The 17068-nt window shown below is 59.0% G+C and carries 18 protein-coding genes; 3 read left to right on the forward strand and 15 right to left on the reverse strand.

All coding sequences use genetic code 11. The features are described 5' to 3' along the window. The coding region (locus NI20_RS0112030) for an S-layer homology domain-containing protein (protein ID WP_033121637.1) at positions 1 to 549 on the forward strand (549 nt) is incomplete at its 5' end. A 59-nt stretch (positions 550 to 608) separates the two neighbouring features. Here the strand turns inward: NI20_RS0112030 and argF are convergent. Beyond that, complete coding sequence (argF, locus tag NI20_RS0112035) at positions 609 to 1604, reverse strand: ornithine carbamoyltransferase (protein WP_033121638.1); 996 nt, start codon at positions 1602 to 1604, stop codon at positions 609 to 611. Positions 1605 to 1712: 108 nt separating this feature from the next. On the opposite strand from argF, the gene NI20_RS15230 reads away from it, so the two are divergent. Then, positions 1713 to 1964: a hypothetical protein gene (locus NI20_RS15230; RefSeq protein ID WP_156108647.1), complete on the forward strand. Its 252-nt coding sequence runs from the start codon at positions 1713 to 1715 to the stop codon at positions 1962 to 1964. 98 nt (positions 1965 to 2062) lie between these two features. Continuing rightward, on the forward strand, positions 2063 to 3802 hold the full coding sequence (gene argS, locus NI20_RS0112040; protein ID WP_033121639.1) for an arginine--tRNA ligase: 1740 nt from the start codon (positions 2063 to 2065) through the stop codon (positions 3800 to 3802). A gap of 63 nt (positions 3803 to 3865) precedes the next feature. Here the strand turns inward: argS and NI20_RS0112045 are convergent, their stop codons facing one another. The 14 genes from NI20_RS0112045 to NI20_RS0112110 form a co-directional block, all read right to left on the reverse strand. Further along, on the reverse strand, positions 3866 to 4615 hold the full coding sequence (locus NI20_RS0112045) for an amino acid ABC transporter ATP-binding protein (RefSeq protein ID WP_033121640.1): 750 nt from the start codon (positions 4613 to 4615) through the stop codon (positions 3866 to 3868). After that, positions 4599 to 5342: an amino acid ABC transporter permease gene (locus NI20_RS0112050; RefSeq protein ID WP_052084667.1), complete on the reverse strand. Its 744-nt coding sequence runs from the start codon at positions 5340 to 5342 to the stop codon at positions 4599 to 4601. The genes NI20_RS0112045 and NI20_RS0112050 overlap by 17 nt, the downstream gene beginning before the upstream one ends. A gap of 299 nt (positions 5343 to 5641) precedes the next feature. Beyond that, positions 5642 to 6505 (reverse strand): transporter substrate-binding domain-containing protein, encoded by an 864-nt coding sequence (locus tag NI20_RS0112055; RefSeq protein ID WP_052084669.1) that lies wholly within the window; start codon positions 6503 to 6505, stop codon positions 5642 to 5644. Between the two features lie 308 nt (positions 6506 to 6813). Continuing rightward, positions 6814 to 7506, reverse strand: a complete 693-nt coding sequence (locus tag NI20_RS0112060; RefSeq protein WP_052084671.1) for a phosphatase PAP2 family protein — start codon at positions 7504 to 7506, stop codon at positions 6814 to 6816. Then, entirely contained in the window at positions 7503 to 8639 is a 1137-nt protein-coding gene (locus NI20_RS0112065; RefSeq protein WP_052084673.1) for a glycosyltransferase, read from the reverse strand. Before NI20_RS0112065 ends, NI20_RS0112060 begins: the two co-directional genes overlap by 4 nt. Positions 8640 to 8655: 16 nt before the next feature. Continuing rightward, positions 8656 to 9138: a hypothetical protein gene (locus NI20_RS0112070; protein WP_033121641.1), complete on the reverse strand. Its 483-nt coding sequence runs from the start codon at positions 9136 to 9138 to the stop codon at positions 8656 to 8658. 147 nt (positions 9139 to 9285) lie between these two features. Beyond that, entirely contained in the window at positions 9286 to 10311 is a 1026-nt protein-coding gene (locus tag NI20_RS0112075; RefSeq protein ID WP_033121642.1) for a HAMP domain-containing sensor histidine kinase, read from the reverse strand. Beyond that, positions 10308 to 10979 (reverse strand): response regulator transcription factor, encoded by a 672-nt coding sequence (locus tag NI20_RS0112080; RefSeq protein WP_052084675.1) that lies wholly within the window; start codon positions 10977 to 10979, stop codon positions 10308 to 10310. The genes NI20_RS0112075 and NI20_RS0112080 overlap by 4 nt, the downstream gene beginning before the upstream one ends. Positions 10980 to 11150: 171 nt before the next feature. Beyond that, complete coding sequence (locus NI20_RS0112085) at positions 11151 to 11861, reverse strand: ABC transporter ATP-binding protein (protein ID WP_197055394.1); 711 nt, start codon at positions 11859 to 11861, stop codon at positions 11151 to 11153. Between the two features lie 2 nt (positions 11862 to 11863). Beyond that, positions 11864 to 12712 (reverse strand): ABC transporter ATP-binding protein, encoded by an 849-nt coding sequence (locus NI20_RS0112090; RefSeq protein WP_033121644.1) that lies wholly within the window; start codon positions 12710 to 12712, stop codon positions 11864 to 11866. A 2-nt stretch (positions 12713 to 12714) separates the two neighbouring features. Beyond that, positions 12715 to 13791: a branched-chain amino acid ABC transporter permease gene (locus NI20_RS0112095; RefSeq protein WP_033121653.1), complete on the reverse strand. Its 1077-nt coding sequence runs from the start codon at positions 13789 to 13791 to the stop codon at positions 12715 to 12717. A gap of 22 nt (positions 13792 to 13813) precedes the next feature. Further along, positions 13814 to 14692, reverse strand: coding sequence for a branched-chain amino acid ABC transporter permease (locus NI20_RS0112100; protein WP_033121645.1), 879 nt, complete (start codon positions 14690 to 14692; stop codon positions 13814 to 13816). Between the two features lie 180 nt (positions 14693 to 14872). Further along, positions 14873 to 16054 carry an ABC transporter substrate-binding protein gene (locus NI20_RS0112105; RefSeq protein WP_033121646.1) on the reverse strand — a complete coding sequence of 394 codons (1182 nt, stop codon included), beginning with the start codon at positions 16052 to 16054 and terminating at the stop codon, positions 14873 to 14875. A 105-nt stretch (positions 16055 to 16159) separates the two neighbouring features. After that, a complete protein-coding gene (locus NI20_RS0112110; protein WP_033121647.1) occupies positions 16160 to 16411 on the reverse strand; it encodes a hypothetical protein in 252 nt (83 codons plus the stop codon). Positions 16412 to 17068 lie beyond the last annotated feature (657 nt).

The following is a 17068-nucleotide window of genomic DNA, read 5'->3' on the forward strand; positions in this document are numbered from 1 at the left end:
GACGAGAACCTGACCAAGACCAACCGCTACTCCGACGTGGCCGCCACCTCCTGGTACAACACCGCGGTCTCGACCCTCAGCTCCATGGGCATTATCACGGGTTATCCCGACGGCACGTTCCGCCCGAACGCCGCCATCACCCGCGCTGAGTTCGCCGCCATCGCCGCCCGCTTTGACTCGAACGGCGACAAAACGACTGCGAAGTTCAGCGACATCGCGAACCACTGGGCCAAGGACGAGATCAGCATCGCCTACAACAACGGCTGGATCACGGGCTATCCCGACGGCACGTTTGGTCCCCAGCGCGACATCACCCGTGCCGAGACCATGACGCTCGTCAACCGCGTCCTCAACCGCCAGCCCGAGACCGAGGACGATCTTCTCCCGAACATGACGGTCTGGACGGACAACGCAAACCCGAAGGCCTGGTACTACCTCGCCGTTCAGGAAGCGACGAACAGCCACTACTACGAGTTCAAGACGAACTCCCAGTATGAAAAGTGGACCGAGCTGCGCGAGACCCGCGACTGGACGCAGCTTGAAAAGTAAAAAATGAAAAAGAATGGGAACGCCGAGCGTTCCCATTCTTTTTATTGTTTTTGCAGCAATTACACGTTGCCGATCGTCGCGACCATGACGGCCTTGATCGTGTGCATGCGGTTCTCCGCCTCATCGAAGACCTTGGAGTTCGGGGAGAGGAAGACCTCGTCCGTGACCTCGCGGATATCGTAGCCGAGCTCCTTCTGCGAAGCGGCCATGGTGGTGTCGAAGTCGTGGAAGGAGGGCAGGCAGTGCAGGAAGATGCAGTCGGGATTCTCCGTGGCCTTGAGCACCTCGCCCGTGACCCTGTAAGGCGTGAGCAGCTTGACGCGCTCGGGAATTTTGTCCTTTTCACCCATGGAGGCCCAGATGTCGGTGTAGAGCGCGTCGGCGCCCTTGAGCAGTTCCTTGTCCTCGCCGTACTGCACGACGGCGCCGGTCTCCTTGCCGACCTCGCGGCAGTATTCGACGACGTCAGCGGCGGGCGCGAGCTCCTTCGGACCCCAGCCGACATAGTGGATGCCGAGCTTGGCGCAGATGTACATCAGGCAGTAGGCGACATTGTTGCGCGTGTCGCCGCAGAAGACGAGCTTGCACTTGCTCAGAGGCTTTTTGGTGTTCTCCATCAGCGTCAGGATATCGGCAAGCGCCTGCGTCGGGTGGTCGACGTCGGTCAGGCCGTTCCACACGGGCACGCCCGCGTTGGCGGCGAGACCCTCGACGACCTTCTGGTCGTAGCCGCGGTACTCGATGCCGTCGTAGAAACGGCCCAGGACCTTGGCGGTGTCGACCATCGTTTCCTTCTTGCCCATCTGGGAGGACTTGGAATCGAGGAAGGTGACGTTCGCGCCCTCGTCGTAAGCGGCGACTTCGAACGCGCAGCGGGTGCGGGTAGAGGTCTTTTCGAACAGCAGCACAATGTTCTTGCCGGCGAGCAGGTTGCCGCGGATGCCGGCGCGCTTCTTCGCCTTCAGGTCAGCGGCGAGGTTGAGCATATAGCGGATCTCGTCGGGGGTGAAGTCCTTCAGCGTCAGGAACGAACGGCCTTTCAGATTAACGGGCATGGGATAGTCCTCCTTTTATCGTTTTACTCTCAAAATCTCTCAAAAGCATCTAAATAATGCTATCGCCATTATATTATTTTTGGTTAAAAAAGCAAGAGAGGCGCGATTTTGCGGCGCACACTGGCACACGGAGAGAAATGCATACTGGTCTGCGATAAAACGCTGACAGGCGGCACAGTGGCCGTGCAAGACGGGCGCACCGCGCCGTCAAAACGCCTCTGCCGCGCCCAACTGGACACGAAAATATTCTCTTTCTGGACCAGCGATTTTTATCGCGGAAAAGGCCTTGCCGCGCCTGCGTTTGCCCGTGATGGAGGCGCGGCAGATTTCTTACCGGATTCCCTTGTTTTCTGCCATTAAATATAGTATAATTGCAAAAAAGTATCCCCATGGGGCGATTTCGGGCGAATGTGCCGCGCCGTTTGGGTAAAACCGCAAAGGATAGAGGAGAAATTGCTATGAATATGATCCGCAGCGCAAAGAACCAGATCGCCGAGCTGACGGCGGCGGCTTATCGCGCGGCTGTGCAGGAGGGGTTGCTGCCCGAGGGCGTGCAGACCGTCCCCGCCGTGGAGATCCCCAAGGATACCGCCAACGGCGACTATACGACGACGTTCTGCCTGGCCGCATCCAAGGCCATGCGCAAGAATCCCCGCGAGGTCGCGAAAATTCTGACCGAGCACATGGACCTGAGCGACACGTACTTTACGAGCGTCGAGATCGCGGGCCCCGGCTTTCTGAACTTCCGCCTCGGCGACAAGTGGTATGCCGACGTCCTAACCGCCGTTGAGGAGGAGAAGGGCGACTACGGCCGCGACAACTGGCTGGGCGGCAAGAAGTACATGGTCGAGTTCGTCTCCGCGAACCCCACGGGCCCCATGCACATGGGCAACGCCCGCGGCGGCGTGCTGGGCGATACGCTCGCCGAGGTGCTCGACTGGTCGGGCGCGGACGTGTGGCGCGAGTTCTACGTCAACGACTTTGGCAACCAGATCGAAAAGTTCGCCAAGAGCATCGAAGCACGCTACATCCAGCTCATCAAGGGCGAGGACGCCGTTGAGTTCCCCGAGGACGGCTACCACGGCGACGACATCCGCGAGCTCGCCAAGGCATTCTACGATGTCCACGGCGACAGCTATCTGGAAAAGTCCGTCGAGGAGCGCCACGCCGATATGGCGCGCTTTGGCCTGGAGCGCAACATTCCGAAAATGAAGAGCGACCTCGAGCGCTACGGCATCAAGTTCGACGAATGGTTCTTCGAGTCCTCGCTGCACAACAGCGGCTATGTCAAAGACACCGTCGAGGAGCTTCATAAGCTCGGCTGGACGTATGAAAAGGAAGGCGCGCTCTGGCTCAAGACCGCCGACATCATGCGCGAGCAGTACCGCAAGCAGGGCAAGAAGGACGAGGACATCGACAAGCTCGACTTAAAGGATGACGTTCTGCGCCGCGCCAACGGCTTCTACACCTACTTTGCCGGCGACATTGCCTATCACCGCAACAAGTTCGCCGTGCGTCATTTCGACAAGGTCATTAACATCTGGGGCGCTGACCACCACGGCCACGTGGCCCGTATGAAGGGCGCGATGGACGCACTGGGCCTCGACGGGACCAACCGTCTCGATATCGTGCTGATGCAGCTCGTTAAGCTTGTGCGCGATGGCGAGGTCGTGCGTATGTCCAAGCGCACGGGTAAGACCATTTCACTCTCTGACCTGCTCGACGAAATTCCCGTCGACGCCTGCCGTTACTTCTTCAACGCCAAGCCCGACACGCAGATGGAATTCGACCTAGGCCTCGCCGTGCGCGAGGACAGCGAGAACCCCATCTACTACATCCAGTACGCACACGCGCGCATTTGCAGCCTCTTAAAGGCGCTGGAAGAGGAGGGCCACAGCGTCAAGCCCGGCGCGGTCGACCTGTCCATCCTTTCGAGCGATGCTGAGCACGCGCTCATCAAGGAACTCTCCTCCTTTGCCGAGGAGATTCGCATGGCAGCGCGCGACTACGACCCAAGCTACATCAACCGCTACCTCATGCGTCTTGCCGCGGCGTTCCACAAGTTCTACAATGCCTGCCGCATCAAGGGCGAGGACGAGGCCGTCATCGACGCGCGCCTCAAGCTCGCGAGCGCGACCCGTCAGGTGCTCGCCAACGGCCTCAAGGTCATCGGCTGCTCCGCACCGGAGAAGATGTAAAACAGTATACCGACAACAAACAGGCGTCCGGCCAATGGCCGGACGCCTGTTTTGCTATGCGGTTTACAGGACCTTTGCGAGGAACGATTGCAGTCTTTCGCTCTGCGGGTGGTCGAAGAGATCGGCGGGGGGGCCCTCTTCGATGATCGCGCCTTCGGACATGAAGACGACGCGGTCGGCGACCTCGCGGGCGAAGCCCATCTCATGCGTGACGACGACCATCGTCATGCCGTCTTTCGCAAGGTCGCGCATCAAATCGAGCACCTCGCCGACCATCTCGGGGTCGAGCGCGGAGGTCGGCTCGTCGAAGAGCATGACCTCGGGCGCCATGGCGAGCGCGCGCACGATGGCGATACGCTGCTTCTGGCCGCCGGAGAGCATCGCGGGATACTCATTCGCTTTGTCGGCAAGGCCGATGCGCTCAAGCAGCGCCATGGCCTGTGCGTCGGCCTCCGCCTGGGACTTGAGGCCCAGTTTGACGGGCGCGAGGGTGATGTTCTTCTTGACCGTCATATGCGGGAAGAGGTTGAAGTGCTGGAACACCATGCCCATCTCGCGGCGGTGGAGGTCCAAGTTGACCTTCTTGCCGTTGAGGGCGACGTCCTTGAAGTAAATGGTGCCGGAGGTCGGCTGCTCGAGGAGGTTCAGGCAGCGCAGCAGTGTCGATTTGCCGCTGCCGGAGGGGCCGATGATGGCCACGACCTCGCCCTTTTTCACACTTAAATTGCAGTGGGAGAGCGCGTGGACGCTGCCGCCGTTGTACTCCTTGCAGACGTCCGTCACGCGAATGAGAGAATTAGTGCTTGTCGCCACGACGCATCCTCCTTTCGAGCGCTTCGATCGCCTTGCCGGCGGGGTAGGTGATGCAGAAATACATCAACGCCGCCAGCACGTAAGGCGCGAGGGAAATGTAGGTAGAGGTCGCCACGGTCTTCGCGGCGAACATCAGCTCGACCATGCCGAGCGTGGAGCAGATGGACGATTCCTTGACCATGGTGACGACCTCGTTGCCGAGCGCGGGCAGGACATTCTTGATGGCCTGCGGCAGCACGACGAGCTTCATCGCCTGCGTGGCGGAAAGACCCAGCGAGCGCGCGGCCTCAGTCTGGCCCGCGTCGACGGCAAGGATGCCCGCACGGAAGATCTCGGCAACGTAGGCCGAGCTGTTGAGCGCGAGGGCCACAACGCCGGGGATGAAGCGGGAAATGTCGATAAAGCCGAAGATGTACAGGCGCGGGATGGAGATCGCGCCAAAAAAGCCGAAGTAAATGATCGAGAGCTGCACGAGCAGCGGCGTAGAGCGGAAGATCGCGATGTACGCGCCGGAAATGCCGCGCACAAACTTATTCTTGCTCAGGCGCATGAACGCGAGCAGCAACGCCGGAATGACCGCCAGCAGGACTGAGATGACGGCCAGCAGCAGCGTGTAGCCGAGCGCCTGCAAAAAGTAGACGCCGTATTTCGGCAAAAAGGAAAAGTTAAAGAACGACGCCGGCGACATGCCGACAAAGAGGTTGCTCCACCGCGTGGCAAGATCCATGGGAGAGATCTCCTTTCAGATGTGTGATTTAGTTGGGATAAGCCTCGCAGAGTTTCGCGCTGCCAGCGCGAAAAAATCTTGCTCGTTTTTTGCCACGACATGTGCGTGGCAAAAAACACTTTGCGCGGAGCGAGTGTCGAAGCACCCGCTTGCGGGGGCGAGGCACAGAGTGGAGTGAGAATTTAATGAAAAGAGGCTCGCCTCTTTTCATTAAGAGACGCCAATGAGCAAAGCCATTTGGGGCTTTGCTCATTGGCTATGAGAGATAGTGAGAAGAGAGCGTAGTTAAAGGGGAGAACTTAGGCCGCAGGAGCATCCGCGGTGACCTCGACGGCCTTGCCGCTCAGCTCATCGGCAGCGGCGATGAACTCTTCCATCTTGTTCTCGGAAGTCATCTTGGCGATGGCCTCGTTGATGCCGGGCAGCAGGCCCTTGGGGTCGCCCTTGGCAACAGCGATGCAGTAGGGCATCGCTTCACCGAGCTCGGAAGAGGCGGGAGCAATGGCCAAATCGGGGTTGGCTTCGGCGTACTGCTCGGCGACAGCGCCGTCGACGACGATCGCGTCGACCTTGCCGTAGACAAGCTCGTTGACAAGGTCAGTCACGAGGGACAGAGAGACGAGATTCGCACCTTCCATCTGATCGGTGACGACGGCCTCCTTGGTGGTGGCGGTCTGTGCGCCGACGCTCTTGCCGGCGAAGTCTGCGAGGGTGTTGTACTGATCGGCGGCGTCAGCCTTGACAAGGATCATGGCCGGCAGGTCGGTGTAGTAGGGATCGGAGAAGTCAGCGGACTGGAGACGCTCGGGCGTGACCTCGATGGCTGCCATGACGATATCAAAATCGCCCTTGGCAAGGGAGGTGAGCAGGTAGTCGAAGCTCATGTTTTCGACCTGAAGCTCCATGCCAAGCTCATCGGCGATGTACTGGCCGGCGGAAATGTCGATACCGGCGTACTGCATCGTGCCGCTGTCATCGGCATACATGAATTCGTACGGGGCGTAGTCAGCGGAGGTGCCGAGTACCAGCGTGCCGCCGGTCTGCTCGGTGTTGTTGTCGGTGTTGGCATCATCGGCGTTGTTGCTGTCGTCGGCCTTATTGCCGCAGGCGACCAGCGAAAGGCTCATCATCAGAGCCAGCATCAGTGCAGTAAACTTTTTCATGGTTGATAGCTCCTTTTTCAATTTCTTTCCATCTTGTATAATGTTTGATCGTTGAACGAATTTTCATACGCTTCAGAAACGATAGCGTTAGTATAAATGTTTACTTATTCATTGTCAACGATTAAAAACTCAAAAAATGCCAGAACTTTCGACGCATTTCTATGTAAGATGCACAAATATGCATGCGAAAAGCCGAAAATTCACAAAAGTATGCAATTATGCGCGAATATATGCAAAAGAAAAGGGGGAAAGAGCCGTATAAAAGAAGCATCCGCAGAAGCGATCGGAGCTTCTGCGGATGAAGTTTCTTATCGGGTGACATCCGGCACGGCGCTGCGGGATTTTTTCGGCGTTCTGACGTAGGCAAAATAATAGCCGATCGCGCACAGCGGGATGGCTGCGGCGACATCCAGAATGGAGTGCTGCTTCATAAAGACGGTGGAAATGCTGATAAAAAATGCTGCAACGGTCGATGCAATGCGCCAGCCGCGCTTGGAGAAGATGGGCGCATACCAGAAAGCGAAAAATGCCGCCATCGAGCCGATGACATGCAGCGACGGGCAGACGTTCGTGTTCGTGTCAAACACGTAGAACCCCGCGATAAAGCGTGTGAAGACGTTGTCGCGCGGGAAGACCTCAGGCCGGAGCATCTGACAGGTGGGAAAGAGGAAATAGATGATGAGCGTCACCGAGTAGGTGATCATCACGAAGCGCATCATGCGGCGAAAGCCCGCCACGTCGAAAAAGAACGTGTAGGCCACCGCGCCGATGAGGTACACAAACCAGAACAGGTAGGGGATCAGAAACCATTCATTAAAAGGAATCAGATCGTCGAGCGCGCAGTGCATGTTGATGTAGTGCGCCACGGGGTAGAAGCGCTCGACATACGAAAAGCCGAGGCCAAAAAGCGGCCAGTAGAGCAGCAGCCACACGTGGGAGAACTCCGGCGTGTTCAGTCTGCTGAAGCGGAACTGGCGGTAGTCAACGCTGGGCTTGATCATGCGAGGTCTTCCTCCTTCTCCTCCTCGGCTTCACTCATCTCGGAGAGGATGTTGGCCGCGGCGTTGTGCGGCACGGCGGCGTCGAGCGCGTCGCCCATCTTTTCAAGCGCGTCCTTGTCGCTGAGAAGGCGAAGGCTCGTGCGCGCGATCTCCTTGGGCGTCTGCCCTGTGACCGCGCCGCCCGTGCGCAGGAAGAAATCCTTGTTGTACTCCTCGCAGCCCGCGACCGCGTCGATGAACACCATCGGCAGGCGCATCGAGGCCGCCTCGGTCACGCTGATGCCGCCGGGCTTTGTGAGGTAGAGGTCGGCGGAGTCCATCAAAAGCGCCATGTCCTTCACATACGAACGGACGTGGACGTTTTTCGCATCATAGAAGCGGCGCTGGAGCCGGCGGTAGAGCTGCTTGTTCGTGCCGCAGACGATCGTTAAGTCCTGATCGTCCGGCAGGTCGCGCCCGATGCGGCGAGCAATGCTCATGATGGGGCCGCAGCCCATGCTGCCGCACATCATCACAAGGTGCTTGTGACCCTCGGGGATGCCGAAGGCGCGCTTGGCGTCCTCTTTGCGTACGCTGGAGCGGAACATCTGGCGCACGGGGATGCCGCAGGCACGCAGGCGCTCGCTCGTCACGCCGCCGCCGAGAAAATCGCCCGAGAGCGATGAGGCAGGGATAAAATAGCGGTCGAGCGAGCTGTCCTTCACGCTGGGCGAGCAGGTGTAGTCCGTGGCGATGAAGCAGGTCTTGAGGTTCGGCAGGTGCGTCTTCACGACCTCGCTGACCATCAGCGCCGCGAACGTGTGGGTGCAGATGACCGTGTCGTACCCGCCGCCGGCAATGAAGCCGCAGAGCTTTTCCGCACCCTGCGTCAGGTAGCGGTAGAGCGCAGAGCCCTCGTGAAACTGCGCGGGATGATCCTCCGCCGCGCGGTAGCCCACGCGGAAAAGACCCGGCGCGTGGCGGTAGATGCGCACGTGCCAGTTGGAGATAAAGCGCGAGACCTCGGGTGAGATGAAGCGCAGCGCGTCCTCGGTGTCGCAGGGGATGTTCTGGTTGCGGCACTCCTCCTCGAGCGCCGCGGCGCAGGAGTTGTGCCCCTCGCCGGTGTTGCAGCTTAAAATCAAAACTTTCATGAAAAGATCCGATCCTTTACTGTTGTTCTTCTTGGTTGCGTCTGCTCCGGCGCTGCTGCGCGGCGAGAAGCTTTTGCAGCCGCGGCCGGTTGTAGCGCTGAATGATGAGAAACGGCAGGTTGCCGAATAGAATATAGATGGCGGTGACGACCGCGCCGCCCGTTCCGGGCCAGAGGCGCAGTGCGTAAAAGCCGAGCAGGATGAGCACAAAGTGCGTGAACTCGGCGACGCAGGTCTCTTCGATCATGCGCGGAAGCTGCGCGCGAAAGTCCGTGTCCAGCTTTTTGGCGGGGATGAGCTTGGGGACGATCTTGCTCATGTCGGGCACCTTGTCCTGCCACTCGTGCACGCGCAGAAAGCGGAAGAGCTTTGCTTCCCAGCTCGCGCAGCGGTAGGGGAATTTGTCGCCGTGGAACCAGGATTTTGGCAGTAGCCGCCCGATGAAAAACGACACGACGGCTAAAATTCCGTAATAAACGCAGCAGCGCAGAAAGCCCATCGTCACCTCTCCTTATCCCGTGATAAAAGCCCGACGCAGGGACACTGCGCCGGGGAAAAGCCGCCTCTGCGGCCGTTAAGATTTAATATAGCATAGAGTTTCGAACAAATGATGAAGAGAATCTCAATTTTTGTTGAAAAATGGTGGTCACTTCTCTACCGGCAGGCGCACGGCGAAGCGGCAGCTGCCGTTCACCGGGTCTTCGACCCAGACCTCGCCGCCGTGGATGGCGACGATCTTGCGCACAAGCGCAAGGCCGAGGCCGTTGCCCTCGGATTCGTGCGAGCTGTCCCCCTGATAGAATTTGTTAAAAATGCGGGACTTATCCTCATCGGGAATGCTTTTGCCCTCGTTGTCGATGGTGAAGAGCATACTGCCGTCTTCCTCGATGAGTCGCATGCGGATCAGGCCGCCGCGCGGGCCGAACTTGACGGCGTTGTCGATGAGATTCGTCCACACGTGCTGGAGTAGTCCTTCATAGCCCGTGAAGTCGACGGAGTCGAGGTCGACGTCGAAGTCGACGTCCTTTTCCGTCCACTTGCGCTCAAGCGCCAGAATGCACTGCCTCACCTGCTCGTCGAGGCGGAAGCGCGAGCGCTGGGGGTGAATGGACTGGCTGTCGAGCTTAGAGAGCAGCAGAATGTTGCCCGCGAGGGCGGAAAGCCTGCGCGTATTGAAGAGAATCTTGTCGATGTACTCCGCCTGCTCCTCGGGGGATTGCTGGTGCTCCTGCAAAAGTGAGGCGTAGCCCTCGATCGCGCTGATGGGCGTTTTGAACTCGTGCGAGACGTTCGAGATGAAGTCGGTCTGCAAGGTCTCGGTCGCGTTCAGCTCGCTGACCATAAGGTTGAAGCTGTCAAAGCTGTCGCGGATATCGCGAAAAACGCTCTTCGTCTCCACATGTACGCGGAAGTTGCCGCCCGCGACCTCCTTCATCGCGCGCGACAGGCGCGAGATGGGCGCGAAGAACGCGATGGAAAAGCCCGCTGCCGTCGCGCTGCCGAGCAGCAGCGTGAAGATGAGCAGCCACACGAACATCGGCACATTGACGCCGAGATGCTCAAGTCCCCAGGCCGCGAGCGCGGCGAGCAGCGCCACGCCGATAAAGCCCGCCATGCAGATGAAGAAAAACTGCACGCGGATATCGAGAAACTTATTGCGCCGTTTTTTCATGTGCGCACCACCTTGTACCCCACGCCGCGCATCGTGACGATCTTGAAGTCGGGATTGTCGCGGAAGCGCTCGCGCAGGCGCGCGATGTGGACATCGACGGTGTGGGTGTCGGTGCTGGAATCATAGCCCCAGATGTCGTCCATGAGCTGCTGGCGCGTGAAGATGCGGCCGGGAAACGACGCCATCTTGTAGAGCAGCATGAATTCCTTCTGCGGCAGCACCATGCTCTCGCCGTCGACGGTGACGCTGAGCGAGTCGCACTCCATCACCGTGCCGCCGATGACCTGACGGCGCTCGCTCGCCATCTGGGCGCGGCGCAGCAGCGCGCTCACGCGCAGTACCATTTCCCCGATGTTGATGGGCTTGACCATATAGTCGTCGCTGCCGGAGAGGAAGCCGAGGCGCATGTCGTCAAAGGCGTCCTTGGCGGTGATCATCATAATGGGGATGGACGAGCCGCTCTCGCGGATCGAGCGCACGAGCTCATAGCCGTCCATCTTCGGCATCATGATGTCGGAGATGATGAGATCGTAATAGCTCTGCTCGAGTGCGGCAAGCGCCTCTTCGCCGTTGGAGACACCGAGGACAGTGTAACCGTTTTTGGTGAGCACGTGGGCGAAGAGCTGGCGCAGCTCGCGGTCGTCCTCCGCAATGAGAATTTTGAACAATCCGATCCCTCCGATCCTGTGTCGGCGCGCCGCGTTTTCGCGGCGCTTGTTCCGTCAGTATACCATATCTTTGGCAAATGTGCAGCAGGTTGCGCGGAAATTTTGCACGGCGGCAAAACTGCACAAAAAAAGAGTCGCCCTTTCGGACGACTCTTTTTGTTTGGAGAAAATTTAACCGCCGAGGTAGGCTTTGCGGACGGCGTCGCTCGCCATAAGTTCCTTACCGGTGCCGGAGAGCGTGATGCGGCCCGTTTCAAGCACGTACGCGCGGTCGGCGACGGAGAGCGCGGCCTGCGCGTTCTGCTCGACGAGCAGGATCGTCGTGCCCGCAGCGTGCAGCTCGCGGATGATGTCAAAGATCTGCTCAACGAGGATCGGAGCGAGGCCCATAGACGGCTCGTCGAGCATCAGAAGCTTCGGCTTCGACATGAGCGCTCTGCCCATGGCGAGCATCTGCTGCTCGCCGCCAGAGAGCGTACCGGCGATCTGCTTGCGGCGCTCTTTGAGGCGCGGGAAGCGCTCGTAGACGTCCGCAATGCCCGCTTCAATGGTGGAGTTCGGCTGGGTGTAAGCGCCCATTTCGAGGTTATCCTCGACCGTCATCTGCAAAAAGACGTGGCGGCCTTCCGGAACCTGCGCAAGACCGTGCTCGACGATCTTGTGCGCGGGGACGCCCTTTAAGTCCTTGCCTTCAAAAACAACGCTGCCGTGCTTGGGATGCAGAAGACCGGAGACCGTGTTCAGAACGGTCGACTTACCCGCGCCGTTCGCACCGATCAGCGTGACGACCTCACCCTCGTTGACCTCGAAGGAAACGCCCTTGACGGCGTGGATGCTACCGTAGTAAACGTGAAGATCGTTCACCTGTAAGATCTGTCCCATCGTTAGGCCTCCTTCTGCTTGCCGAGGTAGGCTTCAATGACCTCGGGATTGTTCTGAATGTCTTCGGGTGTGCCCTTGGCGATGACATGACCGAAGTTCAAAACGGCAATGCCCTCGCAGATGTTCATGACGAGGTTCATGTCGTGCTCGATGAGCAGCACCGCGATCTTGAACGTATCGCGGATGGAGCGGATGTTTTCCATCAGCTCAGCCGTCTCGCTCGGGTTCATGCCGGCGGCGGGCTCGTCAAGAAGCAGCAGACTCGGGTTCGTGGCCAGCGCACGGAGAATTTCCAGTCTGCGCTGCGCGCCGTAAGGCAGGGAGTTCGCCTTGGCGTTTGCAAGGTCTTCCATGTGGAAGATGGACAGAAGCTCCATCGCGCGCTCATGCATGACGTGCTCTTCCTTCCAGAAGCGGGGCAGACGCAGGATGCCCTCGGGCATCGTGTAGTGCATCTGCGTGTCCATCGCGACGGTGATGTTCTGCTCGACGGTCATATCGCCGAACAGGCGGATGTTCTGGAACGTACGTGCGATGCCCGCGCGGTTGACCTGCGCGGTGTTGAGGTCATGGATGTCTTTGCCGTTTAAGAGAATCGTGCCGTGGGTGGGCTGATAGACCTTGGTGAGCAGGTTGAAGACCGTCGTCTTACCGGCACCGTTCGGGCCGATGAGGCCGGTGATCTCGGTGCGACCGATGGTCACATTGAAGTTGTCGACCGCTTTCAGACCGCCGAACGTGATGCCGAGGTCGATGCACTCGAGCACAGGGGACTTGTCCGCGTCGCGCTCGGTGAGCAGCGCCGGTTCACGGGAGACGGGAACGAGCTTGGCTTTTTCTTTCTGTGTCATGGTCAATCCTCCTTTTCAGCACTGGCGCGGTGATGGGGCAGAAGTTTCTGGAAGAACGCCTTGACCTGCGGATTGTTGGTCGCGAGCATGACGAAGATCAGCACGATCGCGTAGATGAGCATACGGAAGTCGGCAAACTGACGCAGCGCCTCGGGCAGGATCGTCAGCGCCGCGGCGGCGATGAGCGAGCCCCAGATATTGCCGAGGCCGCCGAGCACCACGAACACGAGAATGAGGATCGAGAGGTTGAAGTTGAACTTCGTCGCCTGGAGGGAGGAATAGTTCAAACCGTAGAGCGCGCCTGCCGCGCCCGCGAGGGCGGCGGAGGTGACGAATGCCATGAGCTTGTACTTCGTCAGGTTCAGACCGATGGCCTGCGCGGCGATGCGGTTATCACGAATGGCCATAATCGCGCGGCCCGCACGCGAACGAGTCAGGTTCAGCACGACGATGAGCGTGATCATCACGAGGATGAAGCCCGCGGTGAACGTTGCGATCGTGGCAGTGCCGGTCGCACCCTGCGCGCCCTTGATGATAGCGGTGCCCGAGGCACTCAGGCCGAGGTCGTCGACCGTCTTGTTGCCGGCGGGGTTGAAGATGAAGTGCAGGCCGTTTTCATCGTAACCGATGATGAGGCAGTTGATGAGCTCTTTAATGATCTCGCCGAAGGCCAGTGTGACGATGGCGAGGTAGTCGCCCTGTAAGCGGAGCACCGGCGTGCCGATGAGAAGGCCAACGATGGCGGCGAAGATCGCGCCGACGACCATCGAGATGGCGAGACGCACGGGAGCGTTCGGGATCGCGCCCATCAGGCTCTGCGAGGCGACGATGCCGGAAAATGCGCCGACACTCATAAAGCCCGCGTGGCCGAGGCTCAGCTCACCGAGGATACCGACCGTCAGGTTCAGCGACACGGCCATGGACATGTAGCAGCAGATGGGGACGAGCAGACCGATGGCGGAGCGCTTGAGCGAACCGTTGTTCTGCAGGATCGTCGTGATGATAAAGACGACGATCACGCCGAGATAGGTCGCAAAGTCGACCTTTGTGGTCTTCTTGAGAGAGTTGAATTTGTTCATTTTCTGTGTCATTCCGGCCACCTCACACTTTCTCCGTCACGGACTTGCCGAGAAGTCCGGCAGGCTTGACGAGCAGCACGACGATCAGCACGGCGAACACGATGGAGTTGGCAAGGTTCGTCGAGATGTACGCCTTGGCCATGGCCTCGATGATGCCGAGGAGCAGGCCGCCGAGGAATGCGCCGGGGATGGAGCCGATGCCGCCGAACACCGCCGCGGTGAAAGCCTTGATGCCGGGCATGGAGCCGGTCGTCGGCATGAGCGACGTATTGAACGAGCAGAGCAGCACGCCGGCGATGGCGGCGAGCGCCGAGCCGATGGCGAACGTTGCGGAAATGGTGGCGTTGACGTTGATGCCCATGAGCTGGGCCGCCGCCTTATCCTCCGAGCAGGCACGCATGGCCTTGCCCATCTTGCTCTTGTTGACGAACGTGGTGAGGCCAATCATGATGACGACACAGGCCGCAATCGTGAGAAGAGACACATAGGAGACGGTCAGCTTGCCGCCGAACAGCTGCATCGAACCCTCGACCACCGGAGGATAGACACGCGCGGCTGCCTTCCAGATGAGAAGCGCGGAGTTCTGGAGGAAATAGCTCACGCCGATGGCGGTGATCAGGACCGCGAGGCTGGGCGCCGAGCGCAGGGGCTTATAGGCAAGCCGCTCGATGACGACGCCAAGCACCGTGCAGACGATGACGGCCAGCAGCACCGCCACGATGTTGGGCAGTCCCAGATAGAACATCGCGCAGAACGATACGTAGCCGCCGATCATGATGATGTCGCCGTGGGCAAAGTTCAGCATCTTGGCAATGCCGTAAACCATCGTATAGCCGAGGGCGATGATGGCGTACACACTGCCGAGGCTGATGCCGCTGATGAGATAGGATAAAAATTCCATTAGGATGGCACCTCTCTTTTCTCTTTCGGAATTATGGTTCGTCTGTGGCAGAAACAAGGGCAGAGGCGGGAAAACACCTGCCTTCGTTTCCGCCATAGAAACAGGGCATAGGCCGCCGGGAGCTTTCGCTCCCGGCAGCCCGCCTTTGAGAAAGGTCGCAGCTTTTTGCGCTTTCGGAATTTAGCCCTTGACGTACTGGCCGTCCTTGACGACGTAAGCGGTCGGAGCCTTGGAGACCTGACCCTCGGCATTCCAGGTCATGTCAGTACCGGTGAGACCGGTGAACTTGAGGGAGGTCATGGCGCTGACGAGCGCGTCGCAGATCTCTTCGTTGCTCATATCGGCGGTGCAGCCGGCGGCCTCGAGAGCGGCCTTCACGATGTACACGCCGTCGTAAGCGTCAGCGGCGAACTGGTTGGGCTCGGTGCCATAAGCGGCAGTGTAAGCGTCAACGAACGCCTGGTTGGCTTCATCGGTGGCGGAGAACGGGGTCATGAGCATCAGACCCTCAGCAAGGGAAGCGTCGAAGCCGGGCATGGTCAGGATGCCATCCATGCCGTCCACGCCGAAGAAAGTGGGAGCATAGCCCATGGCCTTAGCCTGGGAGAAGATGATGGAAGCGGGCTGATAGTAGATGGGGAGGAAGACGAGGTCAGCACCGGCATTCTGCGCACCGGCCAGCTGGACGGAGAAGTCGGAAGCGGTATCGTTGGTGAAAGTGCCCTCATAGACGACCTCGAAAGCGCCCTTATCAGTGGCTTCCTTCACGAAGGTGTCGCGGATGCCCTGGGAGTAAGCGTCGTCGTTACGGTAGATGACGGCGACTTTGGCACCAGCGTAGTTTTCAGCCATGTAGTCGGCAGCGCCAACGCCCTGGTTGGGGTCGGTGAAGCAGACCTGGAAGACATTGTCCTTGCCCGCGGTGACGTCGGTGGAGGAAGCGGACGGGGTCAGCATAAAGGTGCGGTCATTGTAGCAGGCATCGGCAACCGCGATGGAAGCGCCAGTGGTGGTGGGGCCAACGAGGACCTGCATGCCCCAGTCCATCATGGTGTTGTAGGCGTTGACAGCCTTTTCGCCGTCGGCCTCATCGTCCTGCTTCTGGAACTCGAACTTGATCTTGCTGTCGCTGGCGTTGATTTCATTGACGGCCAGCTCGGCACCCTGAACGACGGCCATGCCGTAGATCGCGGCGTCACCGGTCAGAGGGCCGGAGGAACCGAGCTTGAAGGTCTGGACCTCAGCGCTATCGGTGCCGTCGGTGTTGGCATCGGTGTTGGTGTCATCGCTCTTGGAGCCGCAGGCGGCCATCGAGAGCGTCATGGCCGCAGCCATGAGCATGCACATAAACTTCTTTTTCATCGTTTCAAATCTCCTTTGATTAAATAATGAACAGATTTATCATACAAAAAAGCGGGTCCGCCATTCCCGGCGGAACCGCTTTGCTGTATCGCGTTTTTTACTCGCTCAGCAATCGCGTTTCATCCCGGGAACGCCCATCAGGACGACCAGAAGTACCAGTACCAGCAGGGAAATGCCGATAATGCTAATCAGGCGGGAAATAATAATGGACGCCATAATAATGGCGCCCAGAGCGATGCAGTTGAAGCGGGAGGACTGAGAGGTGCAGGAGGAAGCGGCCTCTGCGCACATAGCAGAAGCGGCGGCATTATTCTGATTTGCATAAGCAAAACGGAACATAGCATTAGATCCTTTCATGTATCTCTCATGTTTGATGGGCTTATTTTAGCCTCTAAAACGCCAGAAGTCAATACCGCATATTATCCAAAGAAAAAAGAGGGAAAATGGGGATAAGTATCCCATATTGACAATTTGGACAACTTTCGCGCCTCGGGCGCGGGAGGAAAGCAGCCCGCGAGGGCTGTTTCTTTTTGCGCCCGTAGGGCACAGGGGGTGCAGCGCGGCAGCGCTGCTTCTGGCCCCACACCATGTGGGGACGCGGCAAAGGGGGATATTCTCTTTCTCAGAAAGAGAATATCCCCCTTACACCCCCAAGAGAAAGGACGAGGGGAGGGCCCCTCGCCCCCCGACATTGGCAGTTTGTAGCTCGAATAACTGCACACGCTGCGCAGTGTAAGTGCGGTGTACATGGCTTCGCCATGAATCCCTGCGAGTTGTTACTACTATCAACCGCGCCTTACTACCGTGAGGCGCGAGTGACGGTAGCACGGCGGCAGACTGCCTGCCGAATGCGGCATTGCTGCGCTCGCCGCATTGATCGGTGCACCGGTAGACGGTGATTAGGCCGCACTGCCACAAGACTGGCAGAGCGGCAGCGGATAGTAGGAGTAGGTCAAATCGTATAGCAACACTAATGCGGCAACGCCGCGCACGAGGCACTTTCACTTCGGAGAC

Origin of the sequence: Oscillibacter sp. ER4 (assembly GCF_000765235.1) — a bacterium.
Classification (GTDB): domain Bacteria; phylum Bacillota; class Clostridia; order Oscillospirales; family Oscillospiraceae; genus Hominicoprocola; species Hominicoprocola fusiformis.

Coding starts and splice junctions, on each gene's coding strand:
- argF (WP_033121638.1), bottom strand. CDS start 1,604: ATGCCCGTTAATCTGAAAGGCCGTTCGTTCCTGACGCTGAAGGACTTC.
- argS (WP_033121639.1), top strand. CDS start 2,063: ATGAATATGATCCGCAGCGCAAAGAACCAGATCGCCGAGCTGACGGCG.
- NI20_RS0112050 (WP_052084667.1), bottom strand. CDS start 5,342: ATGGATCTTGCCACGCGGTGGAGCAACCTCTTTGTCGGCATGTCGCCG.
- NI20_RS0112055 (WP_052084669.1), bottom strand. CDS start 6,505: ATGAAAAAGTTTACTGCACTGATGCTGGCTCTGATGATGAGCCTTTCG.
- NI20_RS0112060 (WP_052084671.1), bottom strand. CDS start 7,506: ATGATCAAGCCCAGCGTTGACTACCGCCAGTTCCGCTTCAGCAGACTG.
- NI20_RS0112065 (WP_052084673.1), bottom strand. CDS start 8,639: ATGAAAGTTTTGATTTTAAGCTGCAACACCGGCGAGGGGCACAACTCC.
- NI20_RS0112070 (WP_033121641.1), bottom strand. CDS start 9,138: ATGGGCTTTCTGCGCTGCTGCGTTTATTACGGAATTTTAGCCGTCGTG.
- NI20_RS0112075 (WP_033121642.1), bottom strand. CDS start 10,311: ATGAAAAAACGGCGCAATAAGTTTCTCGATATCCGCGTGCAGTTTTTC.
- NI20_RS0112085 (WP_197055394.1), bottom strand. CDS start 11,861: ATGGGACAGATCTTACAGGTGAACGATCTTCACGTTTACTACGGTAGC.
- NI20_RS0112090 (WP_033121644.1), bottom strand. CDS start 12,712: ATGACACAGAAAGAAAAAGCCAAGCTCGTTCCCGTCTCCCGTGAACCG.
- NI20_RS0112095 (WP_033121653.1), bottom strand. CDS start 13,791: ATGAACAAATTCAACTCTCTCAAGAAGACCACAAAGGTCGACTTTGCG.
- NI20_RS0112100 (WP_033121645.1), bottom strand. CDS start 14,692: ATGGAATTTTTATCCTATCTCATCAGCGGCATCAGCCTCGGCAGTGTG.
- NI20_RS0112105 (WP_033121646.1), bottom strand. CDS start 16,054: ATGAAAAAGAAGTTTATGTGCATGCTCATGGCTGCGGCCATGACGCTC.
- NI20_RS0112110 (WP_033121647.1), bottom strand. CDS start 16,411: ATGAAAGGATCTAATGCTATGTTCCGTTTTGCTTATGCAAATCAGAAT.